Source organism: Sulfitobacter sp. TBRI5, assembly GCF_051013555.1.
In the GTDB taxonomy this organism is placed as follows: domain Bacteria; phylum Pseudomonadota; class Alphaproteobacteria; order Rhodobacterales; family Rhodobacteraceae; genus JL08.
Window position 1 is genome coordinate 3641647 of record NZ_CP112884.1, and the last position, 14985, is coordinate 3656631.

Here is a 14985-nt window from a genome sequence, read left to right on the forward strand (position 1 = left end):
GGTAAGGGCCGGTACGAAACGCCGGCCCGTTCCAAAACATCAGACGCCCAGTTTTTCTTTCAAAGGCTCCAGGAACCGCTCGTATTTGCGCCATTCCTCGTTGCTGCCCTTGTAGACTTTCTTGCGGACCTGAATGATGCTCGCGGTTTTGACCGCGCGCTTGTTCTTGTGAAAGTCGATGCAGCCCTGTTCAAACTCCAACCCGCAATTATCCAGCAGTTTACGGGTATCGCCGTCCTGATCGCGGGTGAAGGCATCATAATTCACTGAAACAATCCGGCCCGGATATTTGCGGTGCCAGAATGCCATCATATCTTTGTACATCTTGTAGTATTCGGCGATGTCATCCAGATCAAAGGTAAAGGACAATCCAGACCCAAGAAAACGGTGTTTGAACATGGACCAGCAGGTTGCCATCGGATCCCGCTGCAAATCGATCACCACCGCCTCGGGCATGGATGCCAGAATGTAGCCGATAAACCGGAAATTCATCAGGTTCTTGTCGGTCATGTATTCGGAAGGCGCGGCCAGACCTTCGGCTTTCTTGAGATAGCTGTTGCGAATCCTTTGCAGCAACGCCTTGTCATAGCCCTGTTCCGGTGTCAGGGCGGCCTTGCGAAGTATCGCGTTGATCGTCGGGTTCAGAAAACCCAATTCTCCTCCGCCGTGGACTTTGGAATGGCTGGACAGAACCTGTTCGATCAGTGTGCTGCCGGTGCGCGGCATCCCCACGATAAAGATCGGCTTGACCGAGTGTTCGGATGCCTCTGCCGGGGTCAGCTCCAACGGTTTAGCGGCCTTGAACTGCAACCGGATCAATTCGAACCGCAGCCTGTCGGTGGCGATATCATAGTTGCGCATTTTCTTGACCAATGCGTTGCCTTCCGAAAGATACCGGAATGCGTTGTCGGTGTCGCCGATATCGGCAAACACCTTGCCAAGGGCAAAATTCATCGGAATCTTCTCGCCGTCGCTCTGGCTCTTCTTTTTCAGAACATCGACCATTTGCGGGATCAGCGGATCACCTTCCTTGAATTTGCGCGCTGTGCTGATGTCAAGATAGGTCGTGCCCAGTTCGGGATCGGCTTCGATGGCTTTGACAAAGCAATCTTCGGCCTCGGCCATCATCCCCCGCTGCATGTAAAGCAACCCAAGATTACGCCGTGCCAGCGCAAAGTCCGGATCAATCGTGAACGCGGCTTCGAAGGCGGCCATGGCGCTGTCGTAATCTTCCTGATCCGTGTAAACGAGGCCCTTGTTGCAGTGGGCCTGCAAGTATTCCGGATCGATCGCAAGCGCTTTGTTATAGGTCTCAAGCGCATCTTCGGGACGGCCGGCGGCCCGCAGTGCCAAGCCAAGATTGTTCAGGAAATCGCAGCCTTCCGGGGCAAGTTCGTGCAGACGTGAAAACAACCTGACCGCCTTGTTGGGCTGGGCCGAATTCAGCGCGTTATGCGCCATTTGCACCAATTCCTCGGCCGACTTTCCCTCAAACTCGTCTTCGGGATTCTTGACACGCAGCTGGCTTTTGTAAGATCCGCTGGTCGCGGCCATCAGATCATTGGTTTTTTCCATCGCCGGCATACCGCGCATCGCGCGTTTGGCGGCTTCGATCGGGTCTTCGATGTCAGACAACTGCCCCAGTGACGCGATTGTTTTTTGCGGCGATTGTGGCATCGCGAACAAGGACGGCTTGGGGGCCGTGCCAACGGGCCCGATCTTTTTCAAACCGGCCTGCGCCTTGGCATTGCCCGGAAAGCGCTGCAAAACCGACTGGTAAAGTGTGGCTGCCCGCTGCGGATCGCCCGCCTTCAGTGCGGTATTCGCCGCCTTTAACGTATCCGCGACGCTGGGTGTTTTATGTGCCATGTCTGCTCCTGCCGGTCTGTCTGCCGCTTGCGGACGCATATCTGATGTCAACTGCCCGCGCCCCGCCAAGTGCTGCGGGGGTTGTGCCCTGTTAAGTACGGGCTGTTTCAGGGGCGATCAAGATCATTCTGGCGCTTTCCGGCGCGCCAAAGGCCAGTATCGGCGGGCCAATGCCACGCCTGACAGGTCACGCTCAGTTCATTCCAAGCGCTTCCTTGTACATCTCAAGAACCGCTTCTTCCTCGGCAATGTCATTGGCGTCGCGCTTGCGCAGGGCGATCACCTTGCGCATGACCTTGGTGTCGTAACCACGGCCCTTGGCTTCGGCCATCACTTCTTTTTGCGCATCGGCCAGATCTTTTTTCTCGGCTTCCAGACGTTCGATCCGTTCGATGAACTGGCGCAGTTCGTCTGCGGTGACGCGATAGCTGGCATCGGTGACGGAATCGTTCATCTGGAATGTCCTTCGGCGTTGATGATCTGGGTCAGCCGTGACTATCGCGCGGCCCGCAAAGCTGCAAGACCGGTTTGAACACAAGGCGGGGTTGGCGCAAACTCTGCCGCTGGGGTCGCAAATGCACCTTGATCCGCGTGCCATTCAGGAGTACGCCAAACCTGCTTTGGTTCGGCGGAGTCATCCGTCGTTAAAGGGAACACCGGTGCGGGCGATTTGCCCAATGCCGGGACTGCCCCCGCAACTGTAAGCGGTGAGCGTCGCCAAGATATGCCACTGGCCCCACATGGGTCGGGAAGGTTTGGCCAAGCGTTGACCCGCAAGTCAGGAGACCTGCCAGAGTGATCACCCGGATATGGGCGCGGGGCGCGCCGATGTCGGCGGTCTGTCCGCAGTGGTGGCGTTTCACCGTTGGCGGACGGGCACATGCCTTTCCAAGAACAGCATTAAACCGGGCCGGAAAACGGCCTTGCAATCTGGAAAGAACAGACCATTGAAACACTTACTGGCAACTGCCTCGATCCTAGCCGTTATTGCCGCGCAGCCCGCGCTGGCCGACGACGTCTTTGATCTGGGCGAAGTCACGGTTTTCGCGAACCAGTCCCCGACAGAGCTTGACCGCTCTGGTTCGAGCGTTGAAATCGTAACACAAGAGGAACTGGACAGCGCCCCGGAAACCCGTGTGGCCGATTATTTGAGCACCCTGCCCGGCATCACGTCCAGCGCGAATGGCGGACTGGGCAAAAGCACATCCTTGCGTATTCGCGGGCTAAGCGATCGCTATGTTTCGGTGCGTATCAACGGCATCGATGTCAGCGATCCATCCTCGGTTCAGACATCCTATAACTGGGGCGGACTGACGACAGCGGGCATTTCGCGCATCGAGGTGTTGAAAGGATCACAATCCGCGCTTTACGGATCCGAAGCGATTGCGGGCGCGATCAACATCACCACCCTGCGCGCCACCGAACCGGGCACAACCTATTCCGTCGGCGTCGAGGTCGGCAGCTTCAACACCGTGCGCGGCGACATTTCGATCGCCAGCAAGGCCGAACGCGGCGATATCGCGCTGACCATTTCGCGAGTCGAAAGTGATGGGTTTTCAGCAGCCGACGAAAATGACGGCAATACCGAAAAGGACGGCTATGAAGGGACCATCGCGCTGTTGTCCGGCGGCTATGAGGCCACGGACCAGTTGCGCCTGGGATTTGACATCATCTATCAGAATGAAGACACCAACATCGATGCGTTCGGCGGACCGGGAGGCGACGCGGATCGCCCGTTCTACACCGACCGGATCGGCGGGCGCGTCTATGCTGAATTTGACGGCGGCGCGATCGACCACGAACTGGCGCTCAGCTATTTCGAAACCGAACGGTCCGATCCGCTGACCCCGTTCGGCAGCCCGAGTTTTGTCGGCGACCGCACCGAACTGCTTTATACCGGCCGTGCCTTTATCGGCGGTACCGGACTGGTGTTCGGGGGCAGTTATTCCGAAGAAACTGCGGATTTCGGCACCGGCACCGCATCATACGAGATTTTTTCGCTGTTCGGAGAGGCGCAGTTTGTGCTGAGCGACACGCTGGATCTGGCCACGTCTTTCCGTGTCGATGATCATTCCGAATACGGCACCAAACCCACGGCGCGCGCCGCGCTGGCGTGGCGCCCTGCTGCGGGCACAGTTGTGCGTGCGTCCATGGGCACCGGGTTTCGCGCGCCATCGCTGAACGAATTGTTCGGCCCGTTCAATTTCGGCCCGACAAATCCCGATCTGGAACCCGAAGAAAGCCGCAGTGCCGAACTGGGTATTGAGCAAACGCTGAATGGTGGCGCGGTTCTGCGGGCGACAGCATTCTATACGGAAATCGACAATTTGATTTCCTATCCGGTGAACCAGTACGAACAAATCCCCGGCACATCGGTGTCAAAGGGCGTGGAACTGGCGGCCGATGTCCCGCTAAGCGCGGGCATAAACCTGTTTGCCAACTATACCTATACCGATGCGCGCGATCAGAACGATGCGCGGCTTAGCCGCGTTCCCTATCATGATTTCGTGCTGGGACTGAACGCGCAAATCGGCGAACGGATGAACGGCGTGATTACCCTGAACCGCGTCGTTGACCGTCTGGACGGGTTTCCCGCAGGTCCGGTGCCGGATTACACACTGGTCAATGCTGGCCTGTCCTATAGCCTGACGGATGCCGCCACCGCCTATGTGCGTATCGAAAACCTGTTGGACGAAGAATACCAGACCTCGTCCGGCTTTGGCACATCCGATCGCGCCTTTTATTTTGGTGTCCGTGCCACGTTTTAGGATCATATTGTTGCTGGCTGCGCTGGGGATCACCGGCGCAGCGGCACAGGCCGATGCCCCGCAGCGGGTGGTATCGGTCAACCTGTGCACGGATCAGCTTGCGCTGGATCTGGCGGCACCGGGGCAACTGGTTTCGGTTTCACGTCTGGCGCATGATCCCAAAAGTTCGGCACGTGTGGAAAAGGCGCTGGCCCTGCCCACCAACGGATCAGGCGCGGAAGAGGTGTTTATGCTGAACCCTGATCTGGTTCTGGCCGGCACGTTCACCGACCCTGCCACCGTTTCCATGCTGCGTGATCTGGGCATACCCGTTGTTTTGTTCGCCCCCGCGCAATCCCTTTCGGACGTGCCCGACAGGATCGCCCAGATGGGCCGCGCACTGGGACGCGAAGCAGAGGCGGACAGGATGATTGCTGCCTTCAAGGCCGATCTTTCGGCCTTGCAAGACGCCCCTGCCGATCGCCCGCGCGCCGCGCTTTATTATGTGAACAGCTATACGTCGGGCGACAAATCGCTGGCGGGGGATATTCTGAATGTGGCCGGTTTTGAAAATGCGGCCACGCAGGCCGGTATTTCCACAATCGGAACGCTTCCGCTTGAACAATTGATCCTTCTGGCCCCCGATATCATCATTCAGGGCCGTGATTATCCCGGTCAGTCCCGATCCGAGGACAATTTCAACCATCCCGCGCTGCACGCCCTGACAGGCACCGTCATGGCCGGCGAATTGACCGACCGCGACTGGATTTGTGGCACGCCCCAGGTGCTGAATGCGATCCGCGCCATGCGCGATCTGCGCATCCGGATCGGGGGCACGCAATGAAACTGGCGATTGTTCTGATACTGGTCTGTGCGGTTTTGTTCGTGCTGTCGCTGGTCACCGGGTATTCTGTTGCCCCGCCGATGTCCGGCCTGCGGGCGCTGGTGGTTGATGATGGCACCCCGCTTAGTGTTGTGATGCGTGAAATCCGCCTGCCCCGCGCGTTGCTTGCGGTGATGGTGGGGGCGTCGCTGGGCCTTGCCGGGGCGGCGATGCAGGGTTACTTGCGCAACCCGCTGGCGGAACCCGGGCTGATCGGCGTGTCGGCTTCGGCCGGATTGGGGGCGGTTCTGGCGATCCAGTCGGGGGCGGCGCTGGCCTTTGCCCTGGCGCTGCCGCTGGCCGCGTTAAGCATGGCGATGCTGGCCGTGGGCCTGATCCTTGCGCTGGCTGGGCCGCGCGGGTCGTCCATCACGCTTATTCTGGCGGGCATTGCGATTTCGGCGCTGGCTTCGGCGCTGACATCGCTGGTGTTGAACCTGTCGCCCAACCCGTTTGCCGCCGCCGAAATCGTGTTCTGGATGCTGGGATCACTGGCAGACCGGTCGTTTGATCACGTCTGGCTGGCGCTGCCGTTCATGGCGGCGGGCTGGCTGTTGCTGATCAGTCTTGGTCGCGGTCTCGATGCGCTGACACTGGGCGAAGATGCCGCCGAAGCGATGGGCATCCGCCTGCCGCGCGTACGCCTTGCGCTTGTCGTGGGCACGGCGGCAAGTGTCGGGGCGGCCACCGCTGTGGCAGGGGCGATCGGCTTTGTCGGGCTGGTCGTACCGCACCTTTTGCGCCCATTTGTCGGCGCGCGCCCGTCGCGCCTGTTATGGGCCTCGGCGCTTGGCGGTGCGGCCATGGTTCTGGCCGCGGATATTGCCGTGCGTGTGGTGTTTCCCGAACGCGATCTGAAACTGGGTGTGCTGATGGCGCTGGTGGGTGCGCCGCTGTTCCTGCACCTGATCTACAAGACACGGGCGGAAACAGCATGAGCCTGCTGGAGTTGCAAAACCTGACAGTGCGGCGCGGGCAATGCCCTGTTGTCGATCTGGTCAGTTTTTCCGTGGATGCGGGTGAATGTATCGGGCTGATCGGGCCGAACGGCGCCGGCAAGACCACATTGATGCGCGCCGCCCTGGGCCTGTTGCCGCATGAGGGTACATCGACGCTGGCGCAGATGCCGGCGCGTGATCGCGCCCGCGCCGCGGCGTGGATGCCGCAAGCGCGCGAGATTGCATGGCCGGTTGATGTTGCCACCCTGATTGCGCTGGGGCGCATTCCGCACCTGCCCAAAGGCGCGCGCCTGTCACCCGACGACAAGGCGGCCATTGATGGTGCCGTCGCGCGCATGGGGCTGGCCCCGTTTTTGGACCGTACGGCCACGCAATTGTCGGGCGGCGAACAGGCGCGCGTTCTGATCGCGCGCGCGCTGGCGCAGGACACGCCGCTGTTGCTGGCCGACGAACCGATTGCCGGGCTGGACCCGGCCAGCCAGATTTCAACCATGCAAGTGTTTGCCGATCTGGCGCGCGATGGCCACGCCATCATTGCATCGATGCATGATCTGGGACTGGCGGCGCGTCATTGTACGCGCTTGATCCTGCTGGATCGCGGGCGGCTGGTGGCCGATGGTGCGCCGGGCGATGTGCTGACCCCCGACAATCTGCACCGCGTCTTCGGCATTGACGCCTATTACCGCGACACACCCGACGGACCGGTGTTTCAACCGCTCAAGGTGCTGACATGACCGGCTGGGGCGACATCGTGCTGGACCGGCCGTGGCTGACGCTGCCGCTGGGTGCGCCGCATCGTGTACTGAGCTGGGCGCTGAACCGGCCCGGATTTGTCGATGCGGACACGATCCTGTGGCGCGAGGTGCGCAATGCTGATCTGCCGCAGGATTTTGATGTGAAAACATGGCTGTGCGATGCGTTGCAAGACCGCGATATGGCGGATGCGGTGGCGTTTCTGACATCGCGCGATGTGCGCGCGTTCGAAAGCGCGACGGTACGGGTCGCGGATGTGGAAGCCCGCGCGGTTGCCACTGTCGGGCTGTCAAACGCCGAACATGTCGGGGCGCGCATGGATCGCTCAAACAGGGATTGGGGCACGATCAACGTGGCGGTACAGGTGTCTGCCGGGTTAAGCGACGCGGCCCTGATCGAGGCGTTAAGCATCGTGGCGCAGGCCCGCACCGCCGCCGTGATGGCACTGGGGCATGAATTGCCGACCGGCATCAGCACCGGCACCGGCACCGATTGTATCGCAATGGCCGCCCCTGCAGGTGATATCGCCTTTGCCGGATTGCACACCGATGTCGGCGAAGCGATCGGCGCAAGCGTTTACGCCGCAGTTCTGGCGGGAGGGCAGGACTGGATGCAGAACGTGCGCCGCGCGGGGGTGTTCTGATGGCTTATCCCCCCGAACGCATTGTCTGTCTGACCGAAGAAACCGTGGAAACCCTGTATCTGCTGGGCCAGCAGGACCGTATCGTGGGTGTCACCGGTTATGCGGTGCGCCCGCCGCAGGTGCGGCGCGAAAAGCCGCGCGTCGGGGCGTTTACTTCGGCGGATGTGCCGAAAATACTGGCGTTGCAACCCGATCTGGTGCTGACCTTCAGCGATTTGCAGGCCGACATTGCCGCAGACCTGATCCGCGCGGGGATCAATGTGCACGCGTTCAACCAACGCTCTGTCGCGGGAATACTGGACATGATCCGCGTGATCGGTGCGCTAACGGGATGTGGCGCACAGGCCGACCAACTGGCCGACGTCTATGCCGCGCGCCTGCAACATATGCGCGCAACATCGCGCCCGGCCCGCCCGCGCGTTTATTTCGAAGAGTGGGATGATCCGCCAATCTCCGGCATCGCCTGGGTGTCCGAACTGATCGAGATCGCAGGCGGAACAGATGTGTTTGCCCACTTGCGCGCCCATCAGGGGGCCAAAGCGCGCATTCTGGACCCGTCCGACATTATCGCCGCCGCGCCCGATGTGATCATTGCGTCCTGGTGCGGGAAAAAGGTGCGGCCACAAAAAATCCGCGCCCGCCCCGGTTGGGCGGCGATCCCCGCAGTTGCGCGGAACCGGATTTACGAAATCAAGTCGCCCCTGATATTACAGCCCGGACCAGCCGCGCTGACTGACGGGCTGGACGCAATCGAAAGCGCGCTGTGGGGCGCGCGCACGGGGGACGCATGATGCCACAGGCACTGATACAGTTTCTGGAACGCGGCGGCCCGACATTGTGGCTGATTGCCGGGCTTAGCGTGGTCATGCTGGCGCTGATCCTGTGGAAAGTCTGGCGGCTAGCCCGTATGGGCGCATGGAGCGGCGCCGCCACGAAACGGGCCGTGGCCCTGTGGGCCAAGGGCGACCGCGATGGCGCGCTGAACGCTTTGGCGGGGCGTGCATCACTGCGGGCCCGGCTGGCACTGGTCGCGATTTCCGCGCGCTGTGACCCCAAGCTGAGCGACAGCGCCGCCCGCGAGGAAACCGCCCGCCACGCCAAGGCTGATCTGGCCGAGGCGCGCAGCGGGTTGCGCGCGCTGGAACTGATTTCAACCATCGCGCCGCTCTTGGGGTTGCTAGGCACCGTTCTGGGCATGATCGCCGCGTTTCAGGCCCTGCAAGAGGCCGGCAGCCGTGCCGACCCCGCCGCTTTGGCCGGCGGAATATGGGAGGCCTTGCTGACCACAGCCGCAGGAATGGCCGTGGCCATCCCCGCGTCAATGGCGCTGGTCTGGTTCGAAAGCATCACCGCCCGTTTACAGGCCGATATGGAAGATACCGCAACGCAGATTTTCATTCGTGGAACACCGGACGCCTGATGTTCAGCTTTGCCCGCCCCCACGCGAAACGCACCCCCAGCCTGACGCCGATGATTGACGTGGTGTTTTTGCTGCTGGTGTTTTTCATGCTGGCCGCGCGGTTCGGTCAGGACATGGCCGTTCCCGTCGCCGCGGCAGGCACCGGCGCGCCGTATCAGGGGCCACCCCGTTTGATTGATGTGACGCCGTCACGTCTGGCCCTGAACGGACAACCGCAGGACGTGGACGCGGTGATCGCCGCCCTGCCCGCCCTGATGCAATCGGACAGCGATCCGATCCTGCTGCGCGCGCGCGACGGCGCGGATTTGCAGCGTATCGTAACCCTGATCGAGGCGCTGCAAAACGCCGGATTTAGCCAACTGGTTCTGGTGGAGTAGGCAGATGGATTTTGGACCCGCCCCGTCACGCCCGCCACGGGAAAACATCGTTCCGATGATCAACGTGGTGTTCCTATTGCTGATCTTCTTTTTGATGAGCGCCCAGATCGCCCCACCCGATCCGTTCGATATCATCCCCCCCGAAGCCGCCGGCGCAGACACACCGGTGCCCGGAGACACCTTGTTCGTCGCAGCGGACGGAACGGTTTCCTATGCCGGTGAAACCGGTGACGGCGCGTGGGCGGCCCTTGTCGGGCATGCGCCTGACACACCGCTGATGATCCGTGCGGATGCCGGATTGCAGGCACAGGTTCTGGCGGCGATGTTGCCACGGCTGGCGTCTTTGGGGCTGACAGATGTGTCGCTGATCACGGGGGCGCCATGATACGGTTTATCGAAGGCATCGTTTTCACGACACTTGCGGCGGGTGTGCATGTGGGTTTGTGGTACGCCGCACCGGGCGAACTGGGCAGCAGCGCCAGTGGCGATCAGGGCGCGCACCGTGCAAGCCTTGTTGCGGCAAGCGCCAGTCAGGCGGCCCTGGTCGAGGCATGGCAAACACCCCCCACCGTGGCGCAGACGATCCCGGTTGCACAGCCCGCACCGGATGCCGTTTCCGATCCTGCCGTGATGACAAAGCCGGCCCCGCCGCCTGCGGCAAAGCCCAGCGTTCAGGCGCTGATGCCCCCCGCCGCGATCCAGATGCCAAGCATCGATACCACACCGCCCCCGCCGCCTGTTCAACAGGCTGAACCGGTGCCGCAAACCGCGCCACCGCCCGCAACACGCCCCAAGGCGCGCCCGGCCCGGGCCGCAGCCCCGTCCCCAGCGAAACAAGCCGCTGGTCAGGGCCAGACGGCCGCCAAAGGATCCGCGGGGGCGGCGCAGACCCAATCGCAGACCAAGGCACAAAGCACCGCCTTGCGCGCCGAATGGGGCGCGCGCATCCATCGCAAGATCCAGCGCAACATGATCTTTCCGCGTGGCACCAGCGCAGGCGGCACCGCAAAGCTGGCATTGTCCGTCAGCCGCAGCGGCCAGTTGCGCGCCGTGCGCCTGATCCGGTCGTCGGGGGATGCAGATATTGATCAGGCGGCGATGCGCGCCGTCAAGCGTGCCGGCCGGTTTGACGCCGCGCCAAAGGGTCTGGGCGATGATGCCTATGATTTCAGCCTGTCGCTCAGTTTCCTGCGATAGGGTTGCAGGACGCTTCGTTCTGGGCTAGCGCAGCGCCCAAGGAGATCGAACAATGGCGTTATTGGAAATTCTGGTCTCGACCGGCGCAGGCCTGTCTGTTCTGGGCCTGCTGGGTCTGGTCTGGTGCATCGTTCGCGTTGCAAAGGCCAAACGCGCCAATCTGTCCGACGATGAATTGCGCGCCGCGATACAATCGGTTGTGCCGATCAATATGGGCGCTCTGTTTCTGTCCGTAATCGGGTTGATGCTGGTTGTTGTGGGCGTATTCTTAAGCTGAAACGCCCACGTTCCGATCCGTCAGACCGGCATGTTATCGAATCGCGCCTCGACCATTTCATCTCGCAATTCGTCGTCCAGTGCACGCAGATGCGCCGGCACGCGCACACCCGCAGCCTTCAGTTTTGTCAGCAGACGGTTGAATTCGGGCTGCAACAACAGACGTTTATCTTCACTGGCGCGCATGATCCGGGCGCCAAGTTGCTCGGCATTCTGGCATGTTGGAAATTCTGACATTTTATCCTCCCAGTTTGAATGGTCTTGTTTTGGTGCAGGCAACAATCAGGGTGTAAATATTGTATGACCGGATCACCTTTTTAAGAGTGAAAAATTCCCAAATCCGTTGATCGGCACAAAGCTGCCAAATATTTCACCTGAATTGGCGAACATTGCTTAATATCAATGATAGTCCGACACCTGACGACCTGCCTTGACATGCGTCAAGCCGACGCAAAAAACTTGAAACATATGCAAAAAATGTTATTTGTTTCGATACCAGATAGGAGCACGATGCAATGACACCTTTTGTTCATGCCTTTTTTGACGAAGCCACCAACACGATTTCCTATATCGTTCGCGATCCGCAAGGCAAAGCCTGCGCAATCGTGGACTCCGTTCTGGATTTCGATCACGCTTCGGGGCGCACAGACACAAGATCCGCCGATGCCATCATAGCCTATGTCACGGAACACGATCTGAACGTACAATGGATACTGGAAACCCATGTCCATGCGGACCATCTGTCGGCCGCGCCTTATCTTCAGGAAAAACTGGGCGGCAAGATCGGGATCGGCGACCAGATCAAGGTGGTGCAGGACACATTTGGCAAAGTATTCAACGAAGGTACGGAATTTCAGCGCGATGGCAGCCAGTTCGACCAGTTGTTTCGCGAGGGCGACAGTTTTCATATCGGACAGTTGCGCGGCGATGTGATGCACACACCGGGGCACACGCCGGCCTGCATGACCTATGTGATCGGCGATGCGGCCTTTGTGGGGGATACGTTGTTCATGCCCGATTTTGGCACGGCGCGGTGCGATTTTCCCGGCGGCTCGTCCAAGGCACTTTATGCGTCGATCCAGAAAATTCTGGCCTTGCCCGATGCCACCCGGATTTTTGTCGGCCATGATTACAAGGCACCGGGGCGTGATGAATATGCCTGGGAAACCACTGTCGGCGAACAAAAGGCGCTGAACGTGCATATCGGTGGCGGAAAACCTGCCGAAGATTTCATCAAAATGCGCGATGCACGCGACGCGACACTGGCGATGCCCAAGCTGATCATTCCGTCGCTTCAGGTAAACATGCGCGCTGGGAACATGCCCGAACCCGATGATCAGGGCGATGTGTTCCTGAAAGTTCCAGTCAACAAACTTTAGGGTCATTTCATGGAACAAAGCTGGATAATGGGCCTTCTGGGCGGTCTTCTGATCGGCCTTGGCGGGGCGGTGTACCTGCTTGGCAACGGTCGGATCATGGGGGCAAGCGGTATCATCGGCGGTCTGGTTGATCGCAGCGGATCATCCCAGGCAACCGAACGTGTTGTGTTTCTGGCGGCGCTGGTTGGCGCGCCGGCAGTTGCGTCGCTGTTCGTGACCGGTATGGACACCTATCTGACGTCGAACCTTCTGATTGTCGTGCTGGCCGGGCTGCTGGTCGGGGTTGGCACCCGCGTTGCGAATGGTTGCACCTCGGGGCACGGGGTGTGCGGGATTTCCCGTTTGTCGGTACGCGGCATCGTGGCCACAATGATCTATATTCTGGCCGGCGTTGTGACCGTGGCGTTGGTGCGGTTGCTGTTGGGGGGCGTCTGATGCGTATTCTGTTTTCGGCGCTGGCAGGGTCCTTGTTCGGGTTGGGTTTGATGCTGTCCGGCATGACCGACACGCGTAAGGTGATCGGCTGGCTTGATGTCTTCGGACAATGGGATCCGACACTGGCTTTTGTGATGGGCGGCGCGATCCTGCCGATGGCGGTGGCATGGCGGCTGACGACAGGGCGCGTTCCTCTGGTGGGCGGGCAGTTTCCGGAACCGCCGGTCTCGTTGATAGATCACCGCCTGATTGTCGGCTCTGTCCTGTTCGGGATGGGCTGGGGTCTGGCAGGATTGTGCCCCGGCCCGGCGATTGCCTCGCTTAGCTACGGGGGGGTCGGCGGGCTGGTGTTTCTGATCGCGATGCTCGCGGGCATGTGGGGTGCACCAACAGTCCGCACGCGACTGGACAGACTTGCGAACGCGATCTAAAGGACATTGTCATGAACATGCGACAGATCACCCCGACCTATTTTGTGTCGCCGCAAATCGACACGGCCGATTTTGACGAACTGGCAAAGGCCGGGATCAGCCGTGTCATCTGCAACAGGCCTGATGCCGAAATCGGGCCCGATCAGCAACACGAAACCATGCAAGAGGCCGCAGCCAGCGCGGGAATTGATTTCGCCTTCCTGCCGCTGACGCATTCAACCATGACACCCGACAACGTGCAGCGCCAAAGCGATCTGATTGCGTCGGCGGACGGGCCGGTGCTGGCCTATTGCGCCTCCGGCACACGCAGTTCGGTGGTCTGGGCCCTGTCCCAGGCGCGCACGCAATCCCCGGGCGACATTCTGGCCGCAACCAAAGCTGCCGGATACGATCTGGACGGGTTGCGCCCGACGCTTGAGGCACTTTCGCAGCAGGGCTGATCCCCTGCCCTGACGGCTTTTCTATTCAAACGATGCATTATGCGTAGGTTCGGCATTGCCCGTTCTGCGGGCGGCATCCGTGCCAGAGAGCGGCGAAAACGGCGCCAACTGCCCGCCCGCATCGGGTGGCGGTTGCGCCGGACCGGATGGTACATCACCAACTTCGGGCGGTTGGGCCGCGCGGGCCTTGGCCGGATCCGGATCGGCATGCGCCTGGGGTTCTGCGCTGTGCAACTGTGGCTTTGGCACGCCCCCCAGTTGCAGGCGCAACGCGCGATAGCCGCCGCTTTGTCCCAGTTGCCCGACACAGATCCTGCGCCAGCTTTGAACATGCACACCGGTTTCGCGCAGCGCCGAACGCGCCACCGGCAACACATCGCCCGCCTTTAGTGCCTGCACCTGCGACAGCGGCATGCGCAGTTTGCACAGCACGGCCGTCAATTCTGTCGGCGCCAGCAGAACAATCGGCCCCAGCCGCGGGGCATTTGCGTGTTGGTCCAAAGGTGGCGCGCAGGCGGGCATGACCGGCACCGGGTTCGGCATGCAGAACAATATGTCGCCCTGCCGTGTGCCCCCGGCAAGGTCAAGCGTCAGATGAAACACCGTGAAATCGGGTGCATCCAGCGCCAGCCCAAGGGTGCGCACGTCTTCCACACGGGCACCGAATTTAAAGCCGGCAAACACGCGCCTGTCCGCCTCGACCTCAAGCAGGGCGGCGCTGCGTGCCAGAACCGCGTCCAGCATTGGGGCGCACAGGGCGGCATCCGTGCGTGTCGGGGGCCTTGGTGCGGCGGGCGGCGGTGATACCGTGCCGGTGGTTTGCTGCTGGATCACCGCGCCGACCAGATCGGCATTCAGCGTAACAGCCGCCATCGCGCCCTTTGGGCCATCCATCAGCACCAGCAGCGATGCGGCGTCGAACAGATCAACCAGCCGGGTCTGGGGTACCAAACTCTGGGTGATCCCGATCACGGACACGGGCAGCCCGAACAAATCATCCGCGACCTTGGGCAATGTCAGGCGCAATGCCTTGCGCAGCGACATGGCGCGCGCGAATTGTTCGTCACGGGCCGCGTCAACCTTGCGTTGCAGCACCGTGCGCCTGACGGCTGTGTTCATTCCGAATGCCCTTTGTCGCCATGCGGTCGGGGCCAAACCTAAAGCTCATATGGTTAC

Annotated in this window: 19 protein-coding genes and 1 riboswitch; of the genes, 15 read left to right on the forward strand and 4 right to left on the reverse strand. The window is 61.0% G+C overall.

Annotated elements, in window-relative coordinates:
• Window positions 1-39: 39 nt before the first annotated feature.
• Both OLX72_RS18195 and OLX72_RS18200 read right to left on the reverse strand, forming a co-directional pair.
• Window positions 40-1869 carry a sulfotransferase gene (locus OLX72_RS18195; RefSeq protein ID WP_433989274.1) on the reverse strand — a complete coding sequence of 610 codons (1830 nt, stop codon included), beginning with the start codon at window positions 1867-1869 and terminating at the stop codon, window positions 40-42.
• A 193-nt stretch (window positions 1870-2062) separates the two neighbouring features.
• A complete protein-coding gene (locus OLX72_RS18200; RefSeq protein WP_114869814.1) occupies window positions 2063-2323 on the reverse strand; it encodes a DUF2312 domain-containing protein in 261 nt (86 codons plus the stop codon).
• 150 nt (window positions 2324-2473) lie between these two features.
• A riboswitch (cobalamin riboswitch) is annotated at window positions 2474-2678 on the forward strand.
• Window positions 2679-2816: 138 nt separating this feature from the next.
• Here OLX72_RS18200 and OLX72_RS18205 point away from each other — a divergent pair.
• The 11 genes from OLX72_RS18205 to OLX72_RS18255 are packed head-to-tail and all read left to right on the forward strand — an operon-like array spanning window position 2817 to window position 11125.
• Window positions 2817-4637, forward strand: a complete 1821-nt coding sequence (locus OLX72_RS18205; RefSeq protein WP_433989275.1) for a TonB-dependent receptor plug domain-containing protein — start codon at window positions 2817-2819, stop codon at window positions 4635-4637.
• A 10-nt stretch (window positions 4638-4647) separates the two neighbouring features.
• The gene (locus OLX72_RS18210; protein WP_433989276.1) at window positions 4648-5460 is read left to right on the forward strand and encodes an ABC transporter substrate-binding protein; all 813 of its coding nucleotides are present in this window, start codon (window positions 4648-4650) and stop codon (window positions 5458-5460) included.
• Entirely contained in the window at window positions 5457-6437 is a 981-nt protein-coding gene (locus tag OLX72_RS18215) for a FecCD family ABC transporter permease (RefSeq protein WP_114869812.1), read from the forward strand. The genes OLX72_RS18210 and OLX72_RS18215 overlap by 4 nt, the downstream gene beginning before the upstream one ends.
• On the forward strand, window positions 6434-7192 hold the full coding sequence (locus OLX72_RS18220; protein ID WP_114869811.1) for an ABC transporter ATP-binding protein: 759 nt from the start codon (window positions 6434-6436) through the stop codon (window positions 7190-7192). Before OLX72_RS18215 ends, OLX72_RS18220 begins: the two co-directional genes overlap by 4 nt.
• The gene (locus tag OLX72_RS18225) at window positions 7189-7854 is read left to right on the forward strand and encodes an adenosylcobinamide amidohydrolase (RefSeq protein WP_114869810.1); all 666 of its coding nucleotides are present in this window, start codon (window positions 7189-7191) and stop codon (window positions 7852-7854) included. Before OLX72_RS18220 ends, OLX72_RS18225 begins: the two co-directional genes overlap by 4 nt.
• Window positions 7854-8645, forward strand: a complete 792-nt coding sequence (locus OLX72_RS18230; protein ID WP_205389194.1) for a cobalamin-binding protein — start codon at window positions 7854-7856, stop codon at window positions 8643-8645. Before OLX72_RS18225 ends, OLX72_RS18230 begins: the two co-directional genes overlap by 1 nt.
• The gene (locus OLX72_RS18235; RefSeq protein WP_114869808.1) at window positions 8642-9274 is read left to right on the forward strand and encodes a MotA/TolQ/ExbB proton channel family protein; all 633 of its coding nucleotides are present in this window, start codon (window positions 8642-8644) and stop codon (window positions 9272-9274) included. Before OLX72_RS18230 ends, OLX72_RS18235 begins: the two co-directional genes overlap by 4 nt.
• Window positions 9274-9651, forward strand: coding sequence for an ExbD/TolR family protein (locus OLX72_RS18240; protein WP_114869807.1), 378 nt, complete (start codon window positions 9274-9276; stop codon window positions 9649-9651). The genes OLX72_RS18235 and OLX72_RS18240 overlap by 1 nt, the downstream gene beginning before the upstream one ends.
• A gap of 4 nt (window positions 9652-9655) precedes the next feature.
• Entirely contained in the window at window positions 9656-10036 is a 381-nt protein-coding gene (locus tag OLX72_RS18245; RefSeq protein ID WP_114869806.1) for an ExbD/TolR family protein, read from the forward strand.
• Window positions 10033-10848, forward strand: a complete 816-nt coding sequence (locus tag OLX72_RS18250) for an energy transducer TonB (RefSeq protein ID WP_114869805.1) — start codon at window positions 10033-10035, stop codon at window positions 10846-10848. Before OLX72_RS18245 ends, OLX72_RS18250 begins: the two co-directional genes overlap by 4 nt.
• A gap of 52 nt (window positions 10849-10900) precedes the next feature.
• A complete protein-coding gene (locus tag OLX72_RS18255) occupies window positions 10901-11125 on the forward strand; it encodes a hypothetical protein (protein ID WP_433989277.1) in 225 nt (74 codons plus the stop codon).
• Window positions 11126-11145: 20 nt separating this feature from the next.
• Here the strand turns inward: OLX72_RS18255 and OLX72_RS18260 are convergent, their stop codons facing one another.
• On the reverse strand, window positions 11146-11361 hold the full coding sequence (locus tag OLX72_RS18260; RefSeq protein WP_114869803.1) for a hypothetical protein: 216 nt from the start codon (window positions 11359-11361) through the stop codon (window positions 11146-11148).
• A 278-nt stretch (window positions 11362-11639) separates the two neighbouring features.
• Between OLX72_RS18260 and OLX72_RS18265 the strand changes: the two genes are divergently transcribed.
• From OLX72_RS18265 to OLX72_RS18280, 4 genes are read left to right on the forward strand one after another with little or no spacing between them, the layout of a single operon-like run.
• Window positions 11640-12503, forward strand: a complete 864-nt coding sequence (locus OLX72_RS18265) for an MBL fold metallo-hydrolase (RefSeq protein WP_114869802.1) — start codon at window positions 11640-11642, stop codon at window positions 12501-12503.
• A 9-nt stretch (window positions 12504-12512) separates the two neighbouring features.
• The gene (locus OLX72_RS18270) at window positions 12513-12938 is read left to right on the forward strand and encodes a YeeE/YedE family protein (RefSeq protein ID WP_114869801.1); all 426 of its coding nucleotides are present in this window, start codon (window positions 12513-12515) and stop codon (window positions 12936-12938) included.
• Entirely contained in the window at window positions 12938-13369 is a 432-nt protein-coding gene (locus OLX72_RS18275; protein ID WP_114869800.1) for a DUF6691 family protein, read from the forward strand. Before OLX72_RS18270 ends, OLX72_RS18275 begins: the two co-directional genes overlap by 1 nt.
• Window positions 13370-13380: 11 nt before the next feature.
• Window positions 13381-13809 carry a TIGR01244 family sulfur transferase gene (locus OLX72_RS18280; protein ID WP_114869799.1) on the forward strand — a complete coding sequence of 143 codons (429 nt, stop codon included), beginning with the start codon at window positions 13381-13383 and terminating at the stop codon, window positions 13807-13809.
• A 21-nt stretch (window positions 13810-13830) separates the two neighbouring features.
• On the opposite strand, the gene OLX72_RS18285 is transcribed toward OLX72_RS18280, so the two are convergent.
• On the reverse strand, window positions 13831-14928 hold the full coding sequence (locus tag OLX72_RS18285) for a FliM/FliN family flagellar motor switch protein (RefSeq protein ID WP_433989278.1): 1098 nt from the start codon (window positions 14926-14928) through the stop codon (window positions 13831-13833).
• Window positions 14929-14985: the final 57 nt, after the last annotated feature.

Coding starts and splice junctions, on each gene's coding strand:
- OLX72_RS18200 (WP_114869814.1), bottom strand. CDS start 2,323: ATGAACGATTCCGTCACCGATGCCAGCTATCGCGTCACCGCAGACGAA.
- OLX72_RS18280 (WP_114869799.1), top strand. CDS start 13,381: ATGAACATGCGACAGATCACCCCGACCTATTTTGTGTCGCCGCAAATC.
- OLX72_RS18235 (WP_114869808.1), top strand. CDS start 8,642: ATGATGCCACAGGCACTGATACAGTTTCTGGAACGCGGCGGCCCGACA.
- OLX72_RS18270 (WP_114869801.1), top strand. CDS start 12,513: ATGGAACAAAGCTGGATAATGGGCCTTCTGGGCGGTCTTCTGATCGGC.
- OLX72_RS18250 (WP_114869805.1), top strand. CDS start 10,033: ATGATACGGTTTATCGAAGGCATCGTTTTCACGACACTTGCGGCGGGT.
- OLX72_RS18215 (WP_114869812.1), top strand. CDS start 5,457: ATGAAACTGGCGATTGTTCTGATACTGGTCTGTGCGGTTTTGTTCGTG.
- OLX72_RS18260 (WP_114869803.1), bottom strand. CDS start 11,361: ATGTCAGAATTTCCAACATGCCAGAATGCCGAGCAACTTGGCGCCCGG.
- OLX72_RS18230 (WP_205389194.1), top strand. CDS start 7,854: ATGGCTTATCCCCCCGAACGCATTGTCTGTCTGACCGAAGAAACCGTG.
- OLX72_RS18240 (WP_114869807.1), top strand. CDS start 9,274: ATGTTCAGCTTTGCCCGCCCCCACGCGAAACGCACCCCCAGCCTGACG.
- OLX72_RS18245 (WP_114869806.1), top strand. CDS start 9,656: ATGGATTTTGGACCCGCCCCGTCACGCCCGCCACGGGAAAACATCGTT.
- OLX72_RS18225 (WP_114869810.1), top strand. CDS start 7,189: ATGACCGGCTGGGGCGACATCGTGCTGGACCGGCCGTGGCTGACGCTG.
- OLX72_RS18275 (WP_114869800.1), top strand. CDS start 12,938: ATGCGTATTCTGTTTTCGGCGCTGGCAGGGTCCTTGTTCGGGTTGGGT.
- OLX72_RS18285 (WP_433989278.1), bottom strand. CDS start 14,928: ATGAACACAGCCGTCAGGCGCACGGTGCTGCAACGCAAGGTTGACGCG.
- OLX72_RS18265 (WP_114869802.1), top strand. CDS start 11,640: ATGACACCTTTTGTTCATGCCTTTTTTGACGAAGCCACCAACACGATT.
- OLX72_RS18255 (WP_433989277.1), top strand. CDS start 10,901: ATGGCGTTATTGGAAATTCTGGTCTCGACCGGCGCAGGCCTGTCTGTT.
- OLX72_RS18195 (WP_433989274.1), bottom strand. CDS start 1,869: ATGGCACATAAAACACCCAGCGTCGCGGATACGTTAAAGGCGGCGAAT.
- OLX72_RS18220 (WP_114869811.1), top strand. CDS start 6,434: ATGAGCCTGCTGGAGTTGCAAAACCTGACAGTGCGGCGCGGGCAATGC.